The organism is Nocardioides sp. S-1144 (assembly GCF_005954645.2).
In the GTDB taxonomy this organism is placed as follows: Bacteria; Actinomycetota; Actinomycetes; order Propionibacteriales; family Nocardioidaceae; genus Nocardioides; species Nocardioides dongxiaopingii.
Genome location: NZ_CP040695.2, coordinates 2,733,966 through 2,752,351, shown reverse-complemented (window position 1 = coordinate 2,752,351; position 18,386 = coordinate 2,733,966). Strand labels below are relative to the sequence as shown.

Sequence of the window (18,386 nt, the reverse complement as noted above, 5' to 3'; positions counted from 1 at the left end):
CCCACCCGGGCGTGGTGATCTCGCGGCGTCACCACGGTGCCCCGCACCGAGGCCGGACACGCGCCGACCGGCCCCCACGACCGCGGTCGTCACCCGTCCGGGTGCTCACCGCGCGACGCTGGTCGCCCCGCGCACCGTGCGGGTGGCGGTGAGGAGCGTGGCGGCGACGGTGAGGGCCAGCACCAGGCCGCTGAGGACGGCGTAGGTCGGGAGGTCGACGACGGGGACCCCGGCTCCCAACAGCCCCGCGCTGACGCCGACGACGGCCGGCAGGACCGCGAGGGTGCCGATCGCCCAGGCGACCAGGCCGGTCACCGCCGCCTCGACGCCGGTCATCGTCAGCAGCTGGCGCGCGGTCGCCCCGCCACGGTGCAGGAGGCGCAGCTCGGCGCGGCGGCCGGCGGTGAGGAGGACCAGCGCGTTGAGGGCACCCAGACCGACGAACAGCAGCAGGGCGAGCGTCAGCAGCGTCGAGAGGCGCTGGGACGCGGCGTCGGCGCTGCCGGCCGAGCCGACGTAGTCGTCGGTGGACGTCGTCGCGACCGCCTCGGCGGAGCCCGCCGGCGAGGTGGAGGGCCGTGACCCCGGGGTCTCGGTGCTGACGAGGGCGAGGTGGACGGCGGGCGTCACGCCGTGCTTGGCGAGGGTGGCCGGGGAGACGAGCAGGTCGCCGACGCCGAGGCCGCGGTCGTAGACGGCGACGACCTCGAGCGCGACGTCGGTGCCCCCGAGGCGGACGTCGAGGGTGTCCCCGACGCCCCGGCCGGTCTCGAAGGCGGCGTCGGAGCTGACGGCGACGCTGTCGGTGGCGCCCAGCGAGGCCAGGTCCCCGTCGGTGACGCCGGGGTCGAACACGGCCGGGTCGACGTCGGGCTGGACGGCGCGCAGGGTGGCGGCCTCCCACACGAGGCTGTCGGGGAGGTCGGCGTCGTCGTCGGTGCGCACCTCGGCGGGTGCGTCGGCCAGGGGGGTGACGGCGGTGACCCCGGGTGTGCCGGACAGGGCCGCGAGCTCGGCGGGGCCGAGGCCGCCGGCGGAGGTGGCGACGACGTCGGTGCCCAGGGCTGCGGCCAGCTGCTCGGTGGCGGCGCGCTGCACGGCCCGGTCGACCGTGCTCTGCGTGGTCCCGACCGCGACGACCAGGGCCAGCGGCACGACCACCGTGGTGAGGCGCCGGGAGAACCCGCGCAGGTTGCCGAGGGCGAGCCGGGTCGGGGCACCGGACCGGGTCGAGGCGATCCGGGCGGCACGCCCGAAGACCCACTCCACCAGGACCGGTCCGGCCAGGGCCGCGGCGCCGATGAGGAGGAACGCCGACGTGGCCGCGAGCGCCCCGCCGACGGTGCCGGGGACGAGCAGCGGCGTGCCCGCGGCCGCCAGCCCGGCCAGCGCGGTGAGCAACGCGGCCGCGCGCCGCACGGCGCCGACCGGCGTCGCCTCGGCGGCGCTCTCGGCGATCGCCGCGGTGGGAGCGGCGCGGACGGTCTCGCGGGCGGCGAGCAGCCCGGCCAGCATCGCCGTCGGCACCAGGAGGACCACGGCGCCCAGGACCGGGAACGGCGACAGCGAGGAGGTGAAGTCCGGCCCCACCACCTCGGCGTCGCGCAGCACCGGGTCGAGCAGGCGGGTCGCGAGCAGGCCGGGGACGGCGCCGGCCGGCACGGCGACGAGGCCGAGCAGCAGCAGCTCGGTCGAGACGAGCCGTCGCACCTGGCCGCGGGTCGCCCCGACGGCGCGCAGCAGCGCGAGCTCGCGGCGCCGACGGCGCAGCGCCAGGGTGGTGGTGGCGGCCACGACGACGACCACCAGGACCAGCGCGGTACCGGCGAACGACGACGCGAGCGTCACCAGCATGCCGCCGCCGCCCGCCGGCTCCCGCAGGCCGGACTCCAGCAGCGCCCCCGTCAGGGTGGTCAGCGCCGACGCCAGCGCGAGGACGAGGCCGGTCCCGACCGCTCCGGTCCAGCTGGCCCGGGCGCCGGCGACGGCCAGGTGGCGCAGGCTGCCCGGCGCGGGGTGCACCGTCGGGGTGCTCATCGGCCCACCGCCAGCACGCGGGCGGTGACCTCGTCGGCCGTCGGCGCGTCGAGGGTGTCGACCAGGAGCCCGTCGGAGAGCACGAGCACCCGATCGGCGACCGCCGCGACGCGGCTGTCGTGCGTGACGACGACCAGGGTCTGGCCGAGGTCGCGGGCGGTGTCGCGCAGCAGCGTGAGCACGGCGGCGCCGGTGGCGGAGTCCAGGGCGCCGGTCGGCTCGTCGGCGAAGACCACGGTGGGTCGGGTGACCAGCGCGCGAGCGATCGCCACGCGCTGGGCCTGGCCGCCGGAGAGCTCGCCAGGACGTCGGTCGAGCAGTGCACCGAGATCCATCCGGTGCACCAGGTGCGCCACCCAGTCGGGGTCGGCCCCGCGCCCGGCGAGGACGAGCGGGAGGTCGATGTTGTCGCGGACGCTGAGGTGCCCGACCAGGTTGTAGGCCTGGAAGACGAAGCCGACGTGGTCGCGGCGGAAGCGGGTCAGGGCGTCGTCGCCGAGGGTGCTGATGTCGTGCCCGCCGACGACGACGGTCCCGCTGGTGGGTCGGTCGAGGCCGGCGGCGCAGTGCAGCAGCGTCGACTTCCCGGACCCGGACTGGCCGACGACGGCGGTGATCGACCCGGGCCGCAGGGTGAGCGTGAGGCCCCGGAGCGCGGCGGTCGTCGCGGGGCCGTTCCGGTAGGTCTTGCGGACGTCGTGCAGGGCGACCGCCGTGCCGGTCAGGGGCGGGGCGGGCATCGGGTTCGTGACGGTCACGAGGGCTCCTCGGTCGGATGATCTGTCACCACGACGCTACGAGCGGCGGACCGTGCCCACGAGCCGCGCAGGATGCAACTCCGCGGCTTGCACCTTTCGATGCAAGGCCCCGGTGAGGGACGCTGCCGGAGCCTCGGGCGGCTCAGCCCCCGGTCTTCACCAGGCCGTTCTGGTAGGCCCACACGACCGCCTGGAGACGCGACTTCACCCCGAGCTTGGGCAGCATCCGGGCCAGGTGCGACTTGATGGTCGAGACCTCCAGCACGAGCCTGCGGGCGATGTCGTCGTTCGACATCCCCTCGGCGAGCAGCAGCAGGATGTCGAGCTCGCGGGGGGTGAGGAGCTCGGTGGCCCGGGCGGCCACCACGGGCTGGGTCCGCCGACGGCTGACCATCTCCTGCAGGACCCGGCGGGTCAGCGAGTTGTCCAGCGTGCCGTGGCCGGCCGCGACGGCGCGGACGGCGTCCACGACGGCCTCCGGCTCGGCGTCCTTGAGGAGGAAGCCCGAGGCTCCCGCCTCCAGCGCGCCGAAGAGGTACTCGTCCACGTCGAAGGTGGTGATGACCAGCACCGGCACGGGGTCGGCCACGTCGGGGCCGCACAGCTCGAGGGTGGCGGTGATGCCGTCGGTGCCGGGCATCCGGATGTCCATGCACACCACGTCGGCCCGCAGGGAGCGGGCCGCGTCGACCGCGGCCCGGCCGTCGGCCACGGCCGCCACCACCTCGAGGTCGGGCTCGGCGCCGATCATCGTGGTGAGCCCGGCCCGCACGAGCGGCTGGTCGTCGGCGATCACGACGCGGAGGACGCCCGCGGTGGCCGGCTCGTTCATGGTTGTTCCTCCGAGGTCGACGTGGGCAGGGCCAGCGCGACGAGGAAGCCGCCGTCGGCGCTGGGGCCGGTCACGAGGCGGGCGTCGGTGAGCTCGGCGCGCTCGCGCATCCCGACCAGCCCGAAGCCTCTGCCGCCCCGGTGGGGGCCGGCGGCGGGTGCCGGGGTCGGCGCGGACGGCGGGCCGTTGCGCACGGTGACGTCGACGCGGCGCGGGTCCCGGGCATCGATCACGACCTCGCAGCGCGCGCCCGGTGCGTGCCGCGCGGCGTTGCTCAACGACTCCTGCACGGTGCGGTAGGCGGCGAGCTGGGCCAGGGGGCCGACGTCGAGCTGGCCGAGCCCGGCGGCGTCGGTGCCGAGCAGGGACAGGTCGACGTCGCGTCCGGCCCGCCGGGCGCCCTCGACCAGGCCCTGGACGCTGCCGAGGGTCTCCGGCTCGACCCCGCGGACCTCCCCGGGCTCGTCGTCGCGGAGGAGGGCCACCAGGTTGCGGAGGTCCTTGAGCATGGCGGTGCTCTGGTGACGGACCTCGCGCACCGCCTGCTTCGCGCCCTCGGGGTCGGTGTCGATCTGACGGTCGAGGGCGGCCGTCATCACCGCGATCCCGGACAGGTGGTGGGCGGCGATGTCGTGCAGCTCGCGCGCCATGGCGGTCCGCTGCCGGGCCACCGCGGCCTGGGTGAGCGCCACCTGCTCCCCGGCGGCGGCCCGGAGTCCCTCGAGGCGGGCACGCGCGGCCTCGCGACGCGTCGCGACGACGGCACCGACGACCGCGGCCAGGACCACCGTCGACGCGCCCTGGAGGACCGCGGCGCCGGCGGCGCCGGGGGAGAGGCCCTCGCCCGTGGCGGCGCGGACCCCCTCGCCGGTCGCGACGAGCACGGCGCCGGTGACGAGGGCCGGAACCGGACGCGGCCACGGGCACTCGACGACGACGACGTACGCCGCGACGAGCACCGCGACCGTCGTCACCCCGGTCGCGGCGCCGAGCCCCGCGGCCGCGGCCGCCGGCACGACGGCGGAGGCGAGGACGAGGGTCAGCGCGGGGCTCAGCGACCGCCACTGCAGCAGCCACGCCTGGAGGGTGACGGCGACGAACCCGGCCGAGAGCTCCCACCAGCCGAGCCGGGGCTCGTCGGGGACCGCTCCGGGCGCGAGCCCGGCCAGGAGCGTCACCGCACCGAGGAGGACGACCGCCACGACCCAGCCGCCCGCCACGAGGACTCTCGCGGGTACGGGGTGCTCGGCGCTCACGCCGAGACACTACTGCCGCCGGAGGACCCGGTGGCTCAGGACTGCTCGTCCATCCCGGCGGCCTCGAGGACGAGGGTGGACCCACGGCCGACGTCGTGGTCGTCTTGGACGCCCGAAGAGGAGCAGGCATGAACGAGACACGCGTCTTCGACGCCGACCTGCACGAGGATGGCACCACCGCCGCGGCCGGCCGGTGCTCGGTCCACGACGACGGCTCCGTGCGCGCCGTCCGGCGGCCGGGGCCCGTTAGGGCACGGTGACCACGAACGTGGTCCCATCGCCCGGGAGGCTGTCGACCGCGATCGTGCCACCGAGGGCGTCGACGAGCTGCTTGACGACGGCCAGCCCGATGCCGAGCCCCCCGACCACGTCCTTGGTCGCCGCCTCGGCGCGGTAGAACCGCTCGAAGGCGTGACGGACCTCCGTCTCGCTCATGCCGCAGCCGGTGTCGGCGACGCGCAGGACGAACCCCGAGTGGCACCCGGACCCGGGCGGGCGCTCGACGGAGACGTCGATGTGTCCGTCCGCGGTGTACTTGACGGCGTTGGTGAGCAGGTTGTCGGCGATGCGGTCCAGCGCGACCGGGTCGACCCGCGCCTGCAGCGTCGGGGGGATCGAGGCCACCACCCGCAGGCCGGCGCGCTCGGCCGCGTCGCGGTGCCGGACGAGGCTGTCGCGGACCAGGCTGGCCACGTCGACGACCTTCAACCGCAGCGCGTCGTCCTCGGCACGGGCGACGTTGAGCAGCTGCTCGACCCGCTCGTGGAGGGCGACCGCGTTGCGCCGGATGACCGTGAGGTGGTGGAGCGCGGTCGCGACGTCGTGGGCGCCGTCGAGCAGGGTGTCCTCCAGGACCTCGAGGTAGCCCATCACCGACGTCAGCGGCGTGCGCAGCTCGTGGGAGACGGTGCCGAGGAACTCCTCGCGCACGCGGACCGAGTCCAGCAGGTCCGTCGCGTCCCACGCGGCCAGGACCCACCCGCGTCCGGGGTCGGAGGGGCCGCCGAACTGGTGGGCGCTGCAGACGGCGGCCACCTGGTCGCCCGGCTCCCCGACCCACTGGAGGAGACCGGCGAACGTCTGGCCCGCCATCGCCCGGCGGTGCGCCTGCTCGTGCCGCGGCACGGGCGTGACCCGGTCGGGACCGAAGACCAGCGGCCCCGACTCCGACTCCATGCGCTGCCGGAGCCGCTGGCCGAGCTCGTTGATGACCGGCTCCCGACCGGGGACGTGGACGGCCACGGCGACGTCGACGGCCTCGAGCACCCCGGCCGTCGTCCTGACCTGCATCTCGAGTGCCTCCGTCCGGGCGACGACCTCGGCGCGCGCCGCACTGAGGACCCGGCTGGCGCCGTAGGTGACGACCGACATCCCGGCGAGGGCCAGCGCGGGCAGCACCACGTCGAGGCGGTCACCGGCGGTCGAGGGCAGGCTCCCGCCGGCGAGGAACGGAGCGGCGGCCACACCGGCCACCCCGGCCACGGCCAGGGCCGTGCCGGCGGCGCCGAACGCGAAGGCGAGCCACGCGGCGGGGAGCCCGCACACCAGGAGCGTCGACCACGTCGCGTCGCCGGCCGAGCCGTGCAGCAGTGCGGCGGCCACCATGTCGAGCAGCGGCAGGACGATGCCGAGCGGCCCGTCGCTGAGGCGGCGCGAGAGGCCGCCGACCGACACGACCACGACGAGGACCGTGGCGGCGACCGCGACCAGCAGCGCGGGTGTGCTCCGTTGGGTGAGCGAGACGAGCACGGCGACGGTGAGCGCGAAGGCGGCCGTGGGGACCTGCCACATCCACCAGGGCGCGGTGAACGGTGCCGTCGACGGACGGCGGCCGAACGACTCGGACGCGGACATCGATTGGTCCTCGGGACACACGGGTGGTGGGCGGCCGCTGCTCGGCCTCGTCGAGGCTAACCCGCGGACGGCGTCCGCTGTGGACGGATGCACCGCCATCACCCCGACGGGTAGGGCACGGGTCGAGCCCCCGCGACCATGGAGCGGTGAGTACGACGGGGGCGACCGGGTACCGGACGTGGTCTGCACGTCCCAACTCCGAGGAGGACCCATGGCAACCGGTGAGACCGGATTCGCGACGTCACCTTTGACCTGATCTCTCTGCGGTCCGCGTCGGTCGAGGAGCCCGGTCAGGGCGTCGGGTAGAGCTCCTGGTCGCTGAAGTCCCCGCCGCGGTCGGCCCGCTCCACGAGCGGGTCGTCGGCCGGCAGCACCGTCCGCAGGATGGTCGCGGGGGAGGGGGCGCCCTGCGGGTCCCACGACTCCGGGTTCCAGAGCCTCGAGCGAAGGAACGCCTTCGAGCAGTGGAAGAAGACCTCCTCGACGGCGACCTTGAGGGCCAGCAGCGGCGGGGTGTCGTTGACCCGCAGCTCGCTGAACCAGTCGGCGTCCGAGACGACCGTGGCCGTCCCGTTGATCCGTAGCGTGTCGCCGCGACCCGGCACCAGGAAGACCAGGCCCACGTGCGGGTTGGTCAGCACGTTCAGGTACCCGTCGAGTCGGCGGTTGCCCGCGCGCTCCGGGATGGCGATCGTCCGCTCGTCGAGGACGTGGCAGAAGCCGGGTGGGTCACCTTTCGGGGAGGCGTCGGCGTTGCCGTCGACGTCGCTGGTGGCGACGATGCAGAACGGTGAGCGGGCCAGGAAGTCGAGGTCCACCGGGCCCAGCTCGCTGCGCACCTTGGCGGCGACGCGCGGCACGGGAGCCGCGACCAGCCGTCGCAGCGAGGCGGCGTCGCGCACGACCTGTTCGCTCATGCCGGACAGGCTAGTGGCCGTGCGGGGTCCGTCGTGCCGGCCCTCGGCCGTCGTCACAGCAGCGTGCGCCAGTAGTCCCAGAACCGGACCAGGGCCGCGACCACGAAGACGAGGTACCAGGCGGTCAGCACGAGGAACCGTGCCGACCAGGCCACGCGGGCACGGCGTCGGAGCCCCGGGGTGCCGGTCCGAGCGGCGAGCAGAACGCTCCACAGGGCGATCGGCAGCGTCACGGTCCACACCACCAGGCACCACGGGCACAGTGCGTCGATGCGGTACATGCTCTGGAACGCGAGCCAGTGCACGAAGACCGCCCCGAGGAACCCGCCGACGGCGAGCCCGCCGAGCACCCACCCGGGGAGCCGCACGCCCGCCGCGATCAGGACCCCGAGCGTGACGACGACGCCGAAGGCCACCAGCCCCAGGAGCGGGTTCGGGAACCCGAACGCCTCGGCCTGGTCGGTCGTCATCACCGAGCCGCACGACAGGACCGGGCTGAGGTTGCAGCTCGGCACGTAGCTCGGGTCGGCGAGGATGCGGTACTTGTCGACGGCGAGCGCGAAGGCCGCCGCGAGCCCGGCCGCACCGAGCACGACGAGCATGATCCCGAACGACCGTGGTTGGTGGTCGGCGGCCCGCTCGGCCGCCAGCTCGGCGCGGAGCTCCTCGTCGTCGAGGTCGTCGTCGAGGTCGTCACGGTGGTCGCCCCGGAGGTCGTCGTGGACGTCGTGGTCGGTCACGGGGCTCTCCTGGTCGGGCTGGGTGGGGGAGCCGTCGCCCAGGCTCCGGGACAGCAGCTGGTGCGGTCGGTGCGGCGGGTCCGGTCCCGGCGGGCGGCCGGGGGCGCCGCCTCACGGCCGCCTCCTCAGTCGCACCAGGGTACGGGGCCGGCGCGCCGCCGCCCTGCGCTGGTCCTGCTCCCGCCACGAGCCCGGACCCCGTGCTCCAGGTGGCCTAGGCTGGGCGGGGCGCCCGGTGGGGTTGTCCTCCCACCTCGGGCGTCACGGTGCGCGCGGTGGCCGGTCGGCGTCAGGTCACGAGCCGCGCGGTACCGACGATCCGCCGGCCCACCTCGAGGAGACCCCATGGACACCACCCCCGTTTCCCTGCAGCTCCAGGTCGACGAGCACCTCGCGCTCGCCCGCGAGCACAGCGCGGGGCGCAGTGCGCACACGCTGTACGGCGGGCAGGGCAACGCCCTGCGACAGACGCTGATCGCCCTCGCGGCCGGGCGCCTGCTCGGCGAGCACGAGAGCCCCGGCGAGGCGACCCTGCAGGTGCTGCGGGGCACGGTCCGGCTGCACGCCGGCGCCGAGAGCTGGGTCGCCGGCACGGGCGACCTCCTCCTCGTGCCGCCGACACGACACGACGTGGAGGCGGTCGAGGACGCCGCCGTGCTGCTGACCGTCGCCCTGCATGGCGTCCCCGGAACCTGAGCTCACGTCCGAGCACCACGTGGCGGGCTAGCGTGGTTCGTCGACGCTGCGCGAGTCGGTGAGGGTCAGGGCGCCGGCGGCGGCGACGACGCCCACGACGACCGCGAGCACGCCGTAGGTGATGCTCTCGCCCCGGAAGAACGACGCGACGAGCTCGCTGCTCCAGGCGCCGGCGGGCAGCGTGGTGGTGACCAGGACCGCGATGAGCGTGCCGACGGCCGCGGTGCCGATGCTGGTGCCGACCTCCTGGGCGGTGTCGTTGAGCGCGGTGCCGATCGAGGTCCGGTTGGCCGGCATCGCCTCGACGAGGGCGATGGCGCAGATGGTCATCACCGTGCGGAGGCCGATGGTCATCACGACCATGCAGACCGCGATGGCGAGGTACCCGTGCGCCACCGCCCACGACAGCCCGGCCAGCGACCCCGCGAGCAGGGCTGCGCCGACGAGGGAGGCGTGGCGGTGGCCGAAGCGGCGGGCGAGCCACTCGGTCAGCGGCGTGGCCAGGACCATGGTCACGATGAGCGGCAGGTTGGCGAGGCCGGCACGCACCGGGCTCCAGCCGAAGGCGTACTGGAAGTGCAGGATCAGCCCGAACATCACGCTGGCCATGGCGATCGACGTCCCGACTTGGGCGATCGCGGCTCCGCGGACGGTGCCGTCGGAGAACAGCCCGAGGTCGAGCATCGGCGCGTCGGTGCGGCGCTCGTGGCGGACGAAGGCGAAGGCGGCGACGGCGGCGGCACCGGCGGAGCCCAGGGTCGGCAGCGAGAGCCAGCCGTGCTCGACCCCGCTGGTCAGGGCCCAGCAGCCCAGGCCGATCGCGGCGATGCTCAGCACGGCGCCGGGAAGGTCGAGGGCATCGTCGGTGAGGTCGCCGGGGTGGTCGGCGGGCACGCCGAGCCGGACGCCCAGGAAGGCGACCAGGGCGATGGGCGCGTTGACCAGGAGGAGCCACTCCCACCGCACGTGGGCCAGCGCGCCGCCGCCGAGCACCGGTCCCAGGACGAAGCCCGACATGCCGACCACGATCATCAGCGTCATCGCCCGCATCCGCAGGGCCTGGTCGTCGAAGAGCCGGAACACCAGCGAGTTGGTGATCGGTGCCATCGCGGCAGCGGTCAGCCCGAGGACCCCCCGCAGCGCGACCAGCTCGCCCGCGGAGTCGACCAGGACGACCAGCGAGCTGACCAGGCCGAAGGCCACCAGCCCCACCAGCAGCACCCGACGGCGTCCGAGCCGGTCGGCGACCGATCCGGCGGTCAGGAGCAACCCGCCGAAGGTGAGGGAGTAGATGCCGGTGATCCACTGCAGTCCGGTGGTGCCGCTGTCGAGGTCACGGCCGATGGTGGGCAGGGCGATGGTGAGAAGGGTGTTGTCGACCATCTCGACGAAGAACGCCAGGCAGAGCGCGGAGAGCGGGATCCACGCTGCGCGCAGTGAGGGGTAGGTCCTCGTCGAGGCGGGTGCGGTGGTGGCGGTCATGGCGGCCTCCCAAGAATCGAACGGCGTTCGACTCTCGAACGACGTTCGAGACAATAGAACGATGTTCGGTTCTGCGCAAGGTGTGGTGGACTGGGCCTCATGACGCCTCCCGCCACCCGTCCCGAGCAGCGACCTCGCAAGCGGGCCTCGCACTCGCTGGAAGCAGTCCTGACCGAGGCCGTGGCGCTGCTCGACGAGGCCGGGGAGGGTGCGCTGACCTTCCGCGCCCTGGCGGCACGCCTGGGCGGAGGGGTCGGCAGCATCTACTGGTACGTCGCGGGCAAGGACGAGCTCCTCGACCGGGCGACCGACCACGTGCTGGCCGAGGTGGTCAGGACCAGCGAGACGCTGGCCGAGGACGACCCGATCAGCGCGATCCGCACGATCGCGGTCGCGTTGTTCGACGCAGTCGCCCAGCGCCCGTGGCTGGGTGCCTACTTCATGCGCGACACCGGCGTGCAGCCCAACGGACTGCGCCTCTACGAGCTGCTGGGCCAACAGACGCTGCGGCTCGAGCTCACCTCGCGCCAGCGCTTCCACGCCGTCTCGGCCGTCGTCGGCTTCGTCGTCGGGACCGCCGCCGACATGGGCCAGCAGCCGCCGCCCGAGGTCGTGGACGGGTCGATGACCCGCGACGACTACCTCGCCCACTTCGTCGACCAGTGGCGCGCCCTGGACGCCGGCGCGTTCCCGTTCATCCACTCGATCGCCGACGACTTCGAGACCCACGACGACGCCGAGCAGTTCCGGGCCGGGCTCGAGCTGATCCTGGCCGGCCTGCGCCTCCAGGCCGAGGGCAAGGCCTGACGGCGGCCGTGCCGTCGGCCCTGCGGGCTGGGCGGACCCGCCGAGCCAGGTCTGCAGTGCCGTGCACCAGCGGGGGCTTCGTGCGATCGCGAGCGAGCCGGCCTCGTCAGGTCGTGCTGGGGTGTCGCTGCCCGAGGCCGTTGGCGCGCCACTCGGCGATCAGCCCCGTCGGTCGGTTCGGCCGGAGGTCGAGACCGCCGGCGTGGGCGGTGGCGATGGCACGGGCGTAGGCCAGTCCGAGACCCCTCGAGCTCACCGGCTGCCCGTCGTGGGCGCCGCGCTCGAAGGGCCGGAGCAGGCGGGCGTAGTCGTCCTCGGCGATGCCGGCGCCGTCGTCGGCGACCGTGATGACGAGGCACGAGCCGTCCACGTGGCCCTCGATGGCGATCCGGGACGCCGCCGGGGCATAGGTCATGGCGTTGGTCACCAGCTCGCTGACGGCGCGGGTGACGGCCCGCAGGTCGACGGTCGCCCTGAGGTGAGCGGGGCTGGACACGTCGATCGCTGCCCCGCAGCGGCGGCCGAACTTCGCCGTCAGGTCGTCGGCCACCTGGTGGAGCACCGGGGCGACGTCGCAGTAGGTGGGCACGATGTGGGCAGCCGCCTCGAGGTCGACCAGCGACGTGATGGTGTCGGAGAGGTCCGCCAGCTCTTCCGACGCTCGCCACACCGTGTCCAGGCTCGCCCGGGCCCACCCGGGCAGCTGGTCCCGCACGTCCAGCAGCAGCTCGGCGTGCCCGAGCAGCTTCGCGACCGGGGTGCGGAGCTCGTGGTTCACGGTTGCCATCAGGCGCTCACGCAGCTCGCCCTCGCGCGCGCGGACGCGCCACTCCTCGGTGACGTCCTGGACGAGCACGAGGGCGCCGCAGATATCGGTGCTGGCGTCTCGTAGGGGAGTCGCGTTGCAGCGCAGGTAGGTCAGGCGCTCCGACCCCAGGTCCGGTCGAGCCGTGACGATCGCGTCGATGACCTGTTCGCCGGCGCGCGCGCGAGCGATCGGCATGTCGATCGTCTGCAGGGGAGTGCGCCCGTCCTCGTAGTACAGGTTCATGTGCGCCGAGAGGTCGCACTCCCGCACCGGCGCGTAGGCCTGCCCGAGCAGCCGTTCCAGGGCCGGGGTCATCATCGTGAGTGTCCCGTCGGCGTCGCTCGCTGCGAGCGCGAGCGACGTGTGCCGCTCGAGCAGGTCCAGCAGCGCTCCCTCCATGACGACGCCGTACCCCGCTCGCAAGCCTTCAGAAGTCGCGCTCCGCCGTCGGCTGCTCAGGGAGCCAGGTCGAGGCTGAGGGTGGTGACGCCGTCGACCGGCTCGAACCCCAGGCTCCGGTAGAGGCCGAGCGCTGCGTGGTTGCCCGGTTCGGTCATCAGCGACAGTCGCGTCGCGCCTGCTGCCAGTGCCGCCGCCCGAACCGCACCGACGAGCGCAGCCGCGGCTCCGCAGCGGCGGGAGTCGGGCCGCACGTAGAGGTCGCGCAGCTGCCAGAACTGCCCCAGGACCAGTGACGCAGGAACGCGGTGGCTGGTGGCCAGGCCGACTGGCGCCGCGTTCGCCGTGGATTCGATCGATGCCGTGTACACCGTGAGCATGCCCGAGCCGACCATGTCGGTGAGCCAGCCCAGGGTCGCGTTGTCCGAGCCCGGCGCATGACCGTAGTGGTGCCGGTACTGGCTGAACAAGTGGCTGGCCGAGGTGAGCGTCTCGTCGGAGTCGCACACCGTGACCCGCGGTGCGTCCCGGGGGATCGGGGTCTCGGTCATGGGGGTGACTCCCGGCCTGGTCGTCGATCTGGGTTCCGTCGAAGGGCATCTGCACGGGGGTCGGGCTGGTGCGGCGCCTCGTGGCCCGGTGGCGAAGTGTGCTCGCAGTCGGGCACCACCACGATACGGCCGACTCCCGGCACGGGCGCGCGGTCGTCGACCCGGACGCCGAACGAGGTGGAGCAACTCGTGGGCCAATTCCCGGTGTGCCGCTCGGCGCTGGCGGGACATACTCGGTCCATGAGTGCCTCTGGCGTGGTGCGGGTGTGGGACGACGACGAGGGTTGGGGAGTCATCGACTCAGCGCTCACGCCTGGTGGCTGCTGGACGCACTTCTCGTCGGTGCTGGTCGGCGGGTTCGCGTCGCTGACGGCTGGGCAGGACGTCGAGTTCGAGTTCGAGGCTGCCAAGCAGGACGGGTTCCGGTACGCCGCCGTCGCGGCGTGGCCCGCAGACCAGGACCCGGTGCCCCGGACCGAGATCGAGGACTCGACTGCTCTCCGGTCCACGCTCACGCTGACCTTCGACGAGCCCGGCACGTCCGATCCGGGCTGACGCCTGCCAGCGGCATGGTCGAGGGGTGACGGGTTCCAGGAGATGGCCCGAGGCTGGCAGCGGCGCGCCTTCTTCAACGTTCTCCTGACAAGTCGGGCCGGGCCTCCCTAGCGTGCCGTGGTGAGCACCCCCACCACCCCGGCCGACTTCGATGTCGAGCAGGTGTGGGACGGGGTCGTCGCAGCCCTCGCACCCTGGGGTCCCTGGCTCGCACTGGCGGTGCTCGTCGTGGGCCTCCTCCGGTTTCCCCTGCTCGGCCGCGGTCCCGGCGTCCTTGCGTCGAGAGACCCTTGGCGACTGTTCAAGCACGACTCGCGTCGTCTCGTCATGGGTCGAGCCGGAGGCCGGTGCGAAGGGTCGCTGGTGCTTCTGTGGGGTCGTTGCAGCCGACCCGCAGAAGAGGCTGATCACGTGTACCCGTGGTCCCGCGGCGGCGCGACGGTGTCGAGCAACGGCCAGGCCCTGTGTCACAGGTGCAACCGTTCCAAGGCCAACACGCGGCCGGCGTGGTGGTACATCGTCGGCCTGGAACGACGACGTCGCACCTACTTTCCCCCGGGTTGCGACGTGCGCGTCTCGGCTGCGATGAGTCCGCCGATCGCCGCCTCCGCTCGTCCGTTCCGAGGCGACGGCCGGCGCGCAATCACTAGCTGCTGCACGAGCACGGCGCCGGCAGCCACCGCGCGACGCGCGGGCACTGACCCGCTGTCGGTCGCTGCACCGCAACAACCAGGCCGACGAGCGTGGCTGAGCGTGTCTGCACGCCGGTCAACTCACGAAGGAGGCCCCCGCTCCGCCGCCGGTCAGCGGGGTGCGAGGGCCTCGATCGAGGGCCGTTCTCAGATGTCGTAGTACAGCTCGAACTCGTGCGGGTGCGGGCGCATCTGGACCGGGAGGATCTCCTGGGTGCGCTTGAAGTCGATCCAGGTCTCGATCAGGTCCGGCGTGAAGACGTTGCCGGCCGTCAGGAACTCGTGGTCGGCCTCGAGCGAGTCGAGGACGGCGTTCAGCGAGGTCGGAACCTGGTCGATGTCGGCCATCTCGTCCGGCGGGAGCTCGTAGATGTCCTTGTCGATCGGCGCGGCGGGCTCGATCTTGTTCTTGATGCCGTCGAGGCCGGCGAGCAGCAGCGCCGAGAAGGCGAGGTACGGGTTCGCCGACGGGTCGGGACAGCGGAACTCGATGCGCTTGGCCTTGGGGTTCGATCCGGTGATCGGGATCCGGACGCAGGCCGAGCGGTTGCGCTGCGAGTACACCAGCGAGATCGGGGCCTCGAAGCCGGGCACCAGGCGGTGGTAGGAGTTCACCGTTGGGTTGGTGAAGGCCAGCAGCGACGGGGCGTGCTTGAGGATGCCGCCGATGTAGTAGCGGGCCATGTCGGACAGGCCGCCGTAGCCGGTCTCGTCGTAGAACAGCGGGTCGCCGTTGTTCCAGATCGACTGGTGCACGTGCATGCCAGAGCCGTTGTCGCCGAAGATCGGCTTGGGCATGAAGGTGGCGGTCTTGCCGTTGCGCCAGGCGACGTTCTTGATGATGTACTTGAACTTCATCACGTCGTCGGCGGCCTTGAGCAGCTCGTCGAAGCGGTAGTTGATCTCCGCCTGGCCGGCGGTGCCGACCTCGTGGTGGGCGCGCTCGACCTGGAGGCCGGCGTTCTCGAGCTCGATGGTCATCTCGTCGCGGAGCTCGCCGAAGTGGTCGGTCGGCGCGACGGGGAAGTAGCCGCCCTTGTACTTGACCTTGTAGCCGCGGTTGTCGTTCTCGAAGGCGTCACCGGTGTTCCACGCGCCGGCCGAGGAGTTGATCTCGTAGTAGCCGGCGTTGGCCTTGGTCTCGAAGCGCACGTTGTCGAACACGTAGAACTCGGCCTCGGGGGCGAAGTACGCGGTGTCGCCGACGCCGGTGGTCGACAGGTAGGCCATGGCCTTCTTGGCGATGTTGCGCGGGTCGCGCGAGTAGGGCTCGCCGGTGAGCGGGTCGTGGATGAAGAAGTTCACGACCAGGGTCTTGGCGGTGCGGAACGGGTCGATGTAGGCCGTCGTCGGGTCCGGGAACAGCGACATGTCGGACTCGTGGATCGCCTGGAAGCCACGGATCGAGGAACCGTCGAAGTTGAGGCCGTCCTCGAAGACGCTCTCGTCGAACGACGAGACCGGGACGGTGAAGTGCTGCATGACGCCCGGCAGGTCACAGAAGCGGACGTCGACCATCGCGACGCCCTCGTCCCTGACGTAGGCGAGCAGCTCCTCGGCATTGCTGAACATTCGTCCTCCTTGGCTGCGAGCCCTCGGGCGCAGCGCGAATCTCGGGTTGGAGAGCCCCGCCGCGACTTTGCCACGGGCACTGTCCGACCGTACCGAACCAGTCGTTTCCAGACCGTATCCGTTCTATTTCCCCCGTGTAACAGGTGGTCGAGGGATGGGTGGTCCGCGCCGCCGCCCGGACGCCACCTACGCTGGCGCCGTGGAGAAGACCGCAGGCGCGACGTTCGAGACCGCGTCGTGGGGACGCCGGGCGGTCGCCCTCCTCGTCGACTGGTTCGTGTGCATGTTCGTCGTCATCGCCTTCATCGGCGGTGACGCCTACTTCGAGCCGGGCAGCCCGGCGCAGTTCGTCACGCTCGCCGTGTACGTCGTGCAGTCGGTGCTCTTCACCTGGCTGATCGCCGGCTCCTTCGGCAAGATCGTCACCGGCCTGCGCGTGGTCCCGGCCGACGGAAGGCTGCGCCCGATCAACCCGCTGCGTCTGCTGCTGCGGCAGGTGCTGGTCGCGCTGGTGGTCCCGCCGCTGGTCTTCAAGCCCGACGGCCGGGGTCTGCACGACCTCGCCGCCGGCACCGCGACGGTCAGGGCCGACGTCTTCCGGTCCCTGGTCGCCGCGACCCGCCGCTAGCGCGCACCGGGCAGGTTCGCGCTCGCAGGCTCGCGCGACCTTCCTCAGCGGCCGCGCATGTTGCCGCGCATGCCCTTCATGGACGTCGGCATCGGACCGCGGGGGAGCGGGATCTTCGGGCGCTGGGCGTCGAGGGCCTTGAGCCGGTTGAGGATGTCGGTGATCTCGGCGGGCTTGACCTTGCGTCCGAGCTTCTGGACGTGGCGCACCAGCTTGGGGAGCGGCACCTGGCCCTCGCCGCTGCCGACGACGACCTCGTGGATCGGCGTCTCCGACGCGACCCGCTCGTGCTTGCGGCGCTCGCTGGCGAGCAGGGTCTTGAGCCGGTGCGGGTTGCCCTCGCCGACCAGGACGATGCCGGGAGGTCCGACGACGCGGTGGACCATGTCCTGCTGCTTGGTGAAGCCGACCATCTCGTCGGTCTTCCAGCCGCGGCGCAGCAGGGTGAGCGCCCGCGCGCCGGCGCCGAGCTGACCCTCGAGCCGGTTGAACGCGGCCCGCTGGGCCCGGCGGCTGAAGACGACCATCATGCCGAGCAGGCCGAACAGCAGGCCGCCGATGATCGCCATGACGAGGCTGAACGTGCCGTCGCTGGGCGGGAGGACCCAGAAGAGACCGAACCCGACGGCGCCGAACAGGAGGAACGCCCCGGCCATCCACAGGCCGATCCGGGTGTCGACCTCACGGGTCATCTTGTAGGTCTCGAGGAGCTGCCCACGGCGACTCATCTTGGTGGGATCGGTCTCCCGGGGCTTCTTCGTCCGTGCCATGTGTTGCCGTGCCTCGCTCGTCCCGAAGGGTCAGTGGTCAGACGGACGCCCGCGCGTCCATCGCCTGACGGTACAGGCGACCGGCGCGGTAGGACGAACGGACGAGCGGGCCGGACAGGGCGCCCGAGAAACCGATCTCGTCGGCCTCGTCCTTGAGCTCGACGAACTCCTCCGGCTTGACCCACCGCTCCACCGGGTGGTGGCGGACCGAGGGCCGCAGGTACTGGGTGATCGTGATGATCTCGCAGCCGGCCGCGTGCAGGTCGCGCAGCGCCTGCGAGACCTCCTCGCGGGTCTCGCCCATGCCGAGGATCAGGTTGGACTTGGTCACCAGGCCGAAGTCGCGGGCCGCGGTGATGACGTCGAGCGAGCGCTCGTAGCGGAACGCCGGGCGGATCCGCTTGAAGATCCGCGGGACCGTCTCCACGTTGTGCGCCAGCACCTCGGGCCGCGACTCGAACACCTCGCGCAGCTGGTCGGGGTCGCCGTTGAAGTCGGGGATCAGGTTCTCGACGCCGATGCCGGGGTTGAGCTCGTGGATCATCCGCACCGTCTCGGCGTACAGCCAGGCGCCACCGTCGGGCAGGTCGTCGCGGGCGACGCCGGTGATGGTGGCGTAGCGCAGCTCCATCTTCTGCACCGACTCAGCGACCCGGCGGGGCTCGTCGCGGTCGAGGGGCTCGGGCTTGCCGGTGTCGATCTGGCAGAAGTCGCAGCGTCGGGTGCACTGCTCGCCCCCGATCAGGAACGTCGCCTCGCGGTCCTCCCAGCACTCGAAGATGTTGGGGCAGCCGGCCTCCTGGCACACGGTGTGCAGGCCCTCGGCCTTGACCAGCGACTGCAGCGCCTTGTACTCCGGACCCATCTTCGCCCGGGTCTTGATCCACTCCGGTTTGCGCTCGATCGGCGTCTCGGCGTTGCGGACCTCGAGCCGCAGCAGCTTGCGGCCGTTCGGGGCGGTGCTGGGGGGTGTCGGAGTGGTCGTCACTCCGTCGATCCTACGTCGCCACGGGTCACCCCCGGGGGCCGGCC

General features: G+C 72.8%; 19 protein-coding genes. 6 read left to right on the top strand and 13 right to left on the bottom strand.

Annotated features, from left to right (window positions below; genetic code table 11):
* Positions 1–105: 105 nt before the first annotated feature.
* The 4 genes from FE634_RS12820 to FE634_RS12805 form a co-directional block, all read right to left on the bottom strand.
* Entirely contained in the window at positions 106–2,037 is a 1,932-nt protein-coding gene (locus FE634_RS12820) for an FtsX-like permease family protein (protein WP_148240658.1), read from the bottom strand.
* Positions 2,034–2,795, bottom strand: coding sequence for an ABC transporter ATP-binding protein (locus tag FE634_RS12815; RefSeq protein WP_262347411.1), 762 nt, complete (start codon positions 2,793–2,795; stop codon positions 2,034–2,036). The genes FE634_RS12820 and FE634_RS12815 overlap by 4 nt, the downstream gene beginning before the upstream one ends.
* Positions 2,796–2,937: 142 nt before the next feature.
* Positions 2,938–3,627, bottom strand: a complete 690-nt coding sequence (locus tag FE634_RS12810) for a response regulator (protein WP_138876106.1) — start codon at positions 3,625–3,627, stop codon at positions 2,938–2,940.
* A complete protein-coding gene (locus tag FE634_RS12805) occupies positions 3,624–4,883 on the bottom strand; it encodes a sensor histidine kinase (protein ID WP_138876105.1) in 1,260 nt (419 codons plus the stop codon). Before FE634_RS12805 ends, FE634_RS12810 begins: the two co-directional genes overlap by 4 nt.
* Before the next feature lie 128 nt (positions 4,884–5,011).
* Here FE634_RS12805 and FE634_RS21650 point away from each other — a divergent pair, with 128 nt between their 5' ends.
* Positions 5,012–5,143 carry a hypothetical protein gene (locus FE634_RS21650; RefSeq protein WP_262347410.1) on the top strand — a complete coding sequence of 44 codons (132 nt, stop codon included), beginning with the start codon at positions 5,012–5,014 and terminating at the stop codon, positions 5,141–5,143.
* Here FE634_RS21650 and FE634_RS12800 read toward each other — a convergent pair.
* The 3 genes from FE634_RS12800 to FE634_RS12790 form a co-directional block, all read right to left on the bottom strand.
* Positions 5,130–6,737 (bottom strand): sensor histidine kinase, encoded by a 1,608-nt coding sequence (locus tag FE634_RS12800; protein WP_187366703.1) that lies wholly within the window; start codon positions 6,735–6,737, stop codon positions 5,130–5,132. The two genes, FE634_RS21650 and FE634_RS12800, sit on opposite strands and share 14 nt — an antisense overlap.
* 290 nt (positions 6,738–7,027) lie before the next feature.
* Positions 7,028–7,654, bottom strand: coding sequence for an MSMEG_1061 family FMN-dependent PPOX-type flavoprotein (locus FE634_RS12795; RefSeq protein WP_138876103.1), 627 nt, complete (start codon positions 7,652–7,654; stop codon positions 7,028–7,030).
* Positions 7,655–7,707: 53 nt separating this feature from the next.
* Positions 7,708–8,394, bottom strand: a complete 687-nt coding sequence (locus FE634_RS12790; RefSeq protein WP_262347409.1) for a vitamin K epoxide reductase family protein — start codon at positions 8,392–8,394, stop codon at positions 7,708–7,710.
* 345 nt (positions 8,395–8,739) lie between these two features.
* On the opposite strand from FE634_RS12790, the gene FE634_RS12785 reads away from it, so the two are divergent.
* A complete protein-coding gene (locus tag FE634_RS12785) occupies positions 8,740–9,090 on the top strand; it encodes a cupin domain-containing protein (protein WP_137292646.1) in 351 nt (116 codons plus the stop codon).
* A 27-nt stretch (positions 9,091–9,117) separates the two neighbouring features.
* Here the strand turns inward: FE634_RS12785 and FE634_RS12780 are convergent, their stop codons facing one another.
* Complete coding sequence (locus FE634_RS12780; protein WP_148240657.1) at positions 9,118–10,572, bottom strand: MFS transporter; 1,455 nt, start codon at positions 10,570–10,572, stop codon at positions 9,118–9,120.
* 99 nt (positions 10,573–10,671) lie between these two features.
* Between FE634_RS12780 and FE634_RS12775 the strand changes: the two genes are divergently transcribed.
* Complete coding sequence (locus FE634_RS12775) at positions 10,672–11,379, top strand: TetR/AcrR family transcriptional regulator (protein WP_138876101.1); 708 nt, start codon at positions 10,672–10,674, stop codon at positions 11,377–11,379.
* Between the two features lie 106 nt (positions 11,380–11,485).
* Here the strand turns inward: FE634_RS12775 and FE634_RS12770 are convergent, their stop codons facing one another.
* On the bottom strand, positions 11,486–12,586 hold the full coding sequence (locus FE634_RS12770; protein ID WP_148240656.1) for a PAS domain-containing sensor histidine kinase: 1,101 nt from the start codon (positions 12,584–12,586) through the stop codon (positions 11,486–11,488).
* 56 nt (positions 12,587–12,642) lie between these two features.
* Positions 12,643–13,137 carry a GNAT family N-acetyltransferase gene (locus tag FE634_RS12765; protein WP_187366702.1) on the bottom strand — a complete coding sequence of 165 codons (495 nt, stop codon included), beginning with the start codon at positions 13,135–13,137 and terminating at the stop codon, positions 12,643–12,645.
* 240 nt (positions 13,138–13,377) lie between these two features.
* Here FE634_RS12765 and FE634_RS12760 point away from each other — a divergent pair, with 240 nt between their 5' ends.
* Both FE634_RS12760 and FE634_RS21875 read left to right on the top strand, forming a co-directional pair.
* Complete coding sequence (locus FE634_RS12760) at positions 13,378–13,692, top strand: cold-shock protein (protein ID WP_138876097.1); 315 nt, start codon at positions 13,378–13,380, stop codon at positions 13,690–13,692.
* Positions 13,693–14,019: 327 nt separating this feature from the next.
* A complete protein-coding gene (locus FE634_RS21875; protein WP_138877158.1) occupies positions 14,020–14,544 on the top strand; it encodes an HNH endonuclease in 525 nt (174 codons plus the stop codon).
* Here the strand turns inward: FE634_RS21875 and glnA are convergent.
* Positions 14,532–15,956 carry a type I glutamate--ammonia ligase gene (gene glnA / locus FE634_RS12750; RefSeq protein ID WP_137292640.1) on the bottom strand — a complete coding sequence of 475 codons (1,425 nt, stop codon included), beginning with the start codon at positions 15,954–15,956 and terminating at the stop codon, positions 14,532–14,534. The two genes, FE634_RS21875 and glnA, sit on opposite strands and share 13 nt — an antisense overlap.
* Before the next feature lie 199 nt (positions 15,957–16,155).
* On the opposite strand from glnA, the gene FE634_RS12745 reads away from it, so the two are divergent.
* Positions 16,156–16,584 (top strand): RDD family protein, encoded by a 429-nt coding sequence (locus tag FE634_RS12745; RefSeq protein WP_246060554.1) that lies wholly within the window; start codon positions 16,156–16,158, stop codon positions 16,582–16,584.
* A 44-nt stretch (positions 16,585–16,628) separates the two neighbouring features.
* Here the strand turns inward: FE634_RS12745 and FE634_RS12740 are convergent, their stop codons facing one another.
* Both FE634_RS12740 and lipA read right to left on the bottom strand, forming a co-directional pair.
* Entirely contained in the window at positions 16,629–17,354 is a 726-nt protein-coding gene (locus tag FE634_RS12740; protein ID WP_170981465.1) for a DUF4191 domain-containing protein, read from the bottom strand.
* Positions 17,355–17,391: 37 nt separating this feature from the next.
* Positions 17,392–18,342 (bottom strand): lipoyl synthase, encoded by a 951-nt coding sequence (gene lipA, locus FE634_RS12735; protein WP_137292638.1) that lies wholly within the window; start codon positions 18,340–18,342, stop codon positions 17,392–17,394.
* Positions 18,343–18,386: the final 44 nt, after the last annotated feature.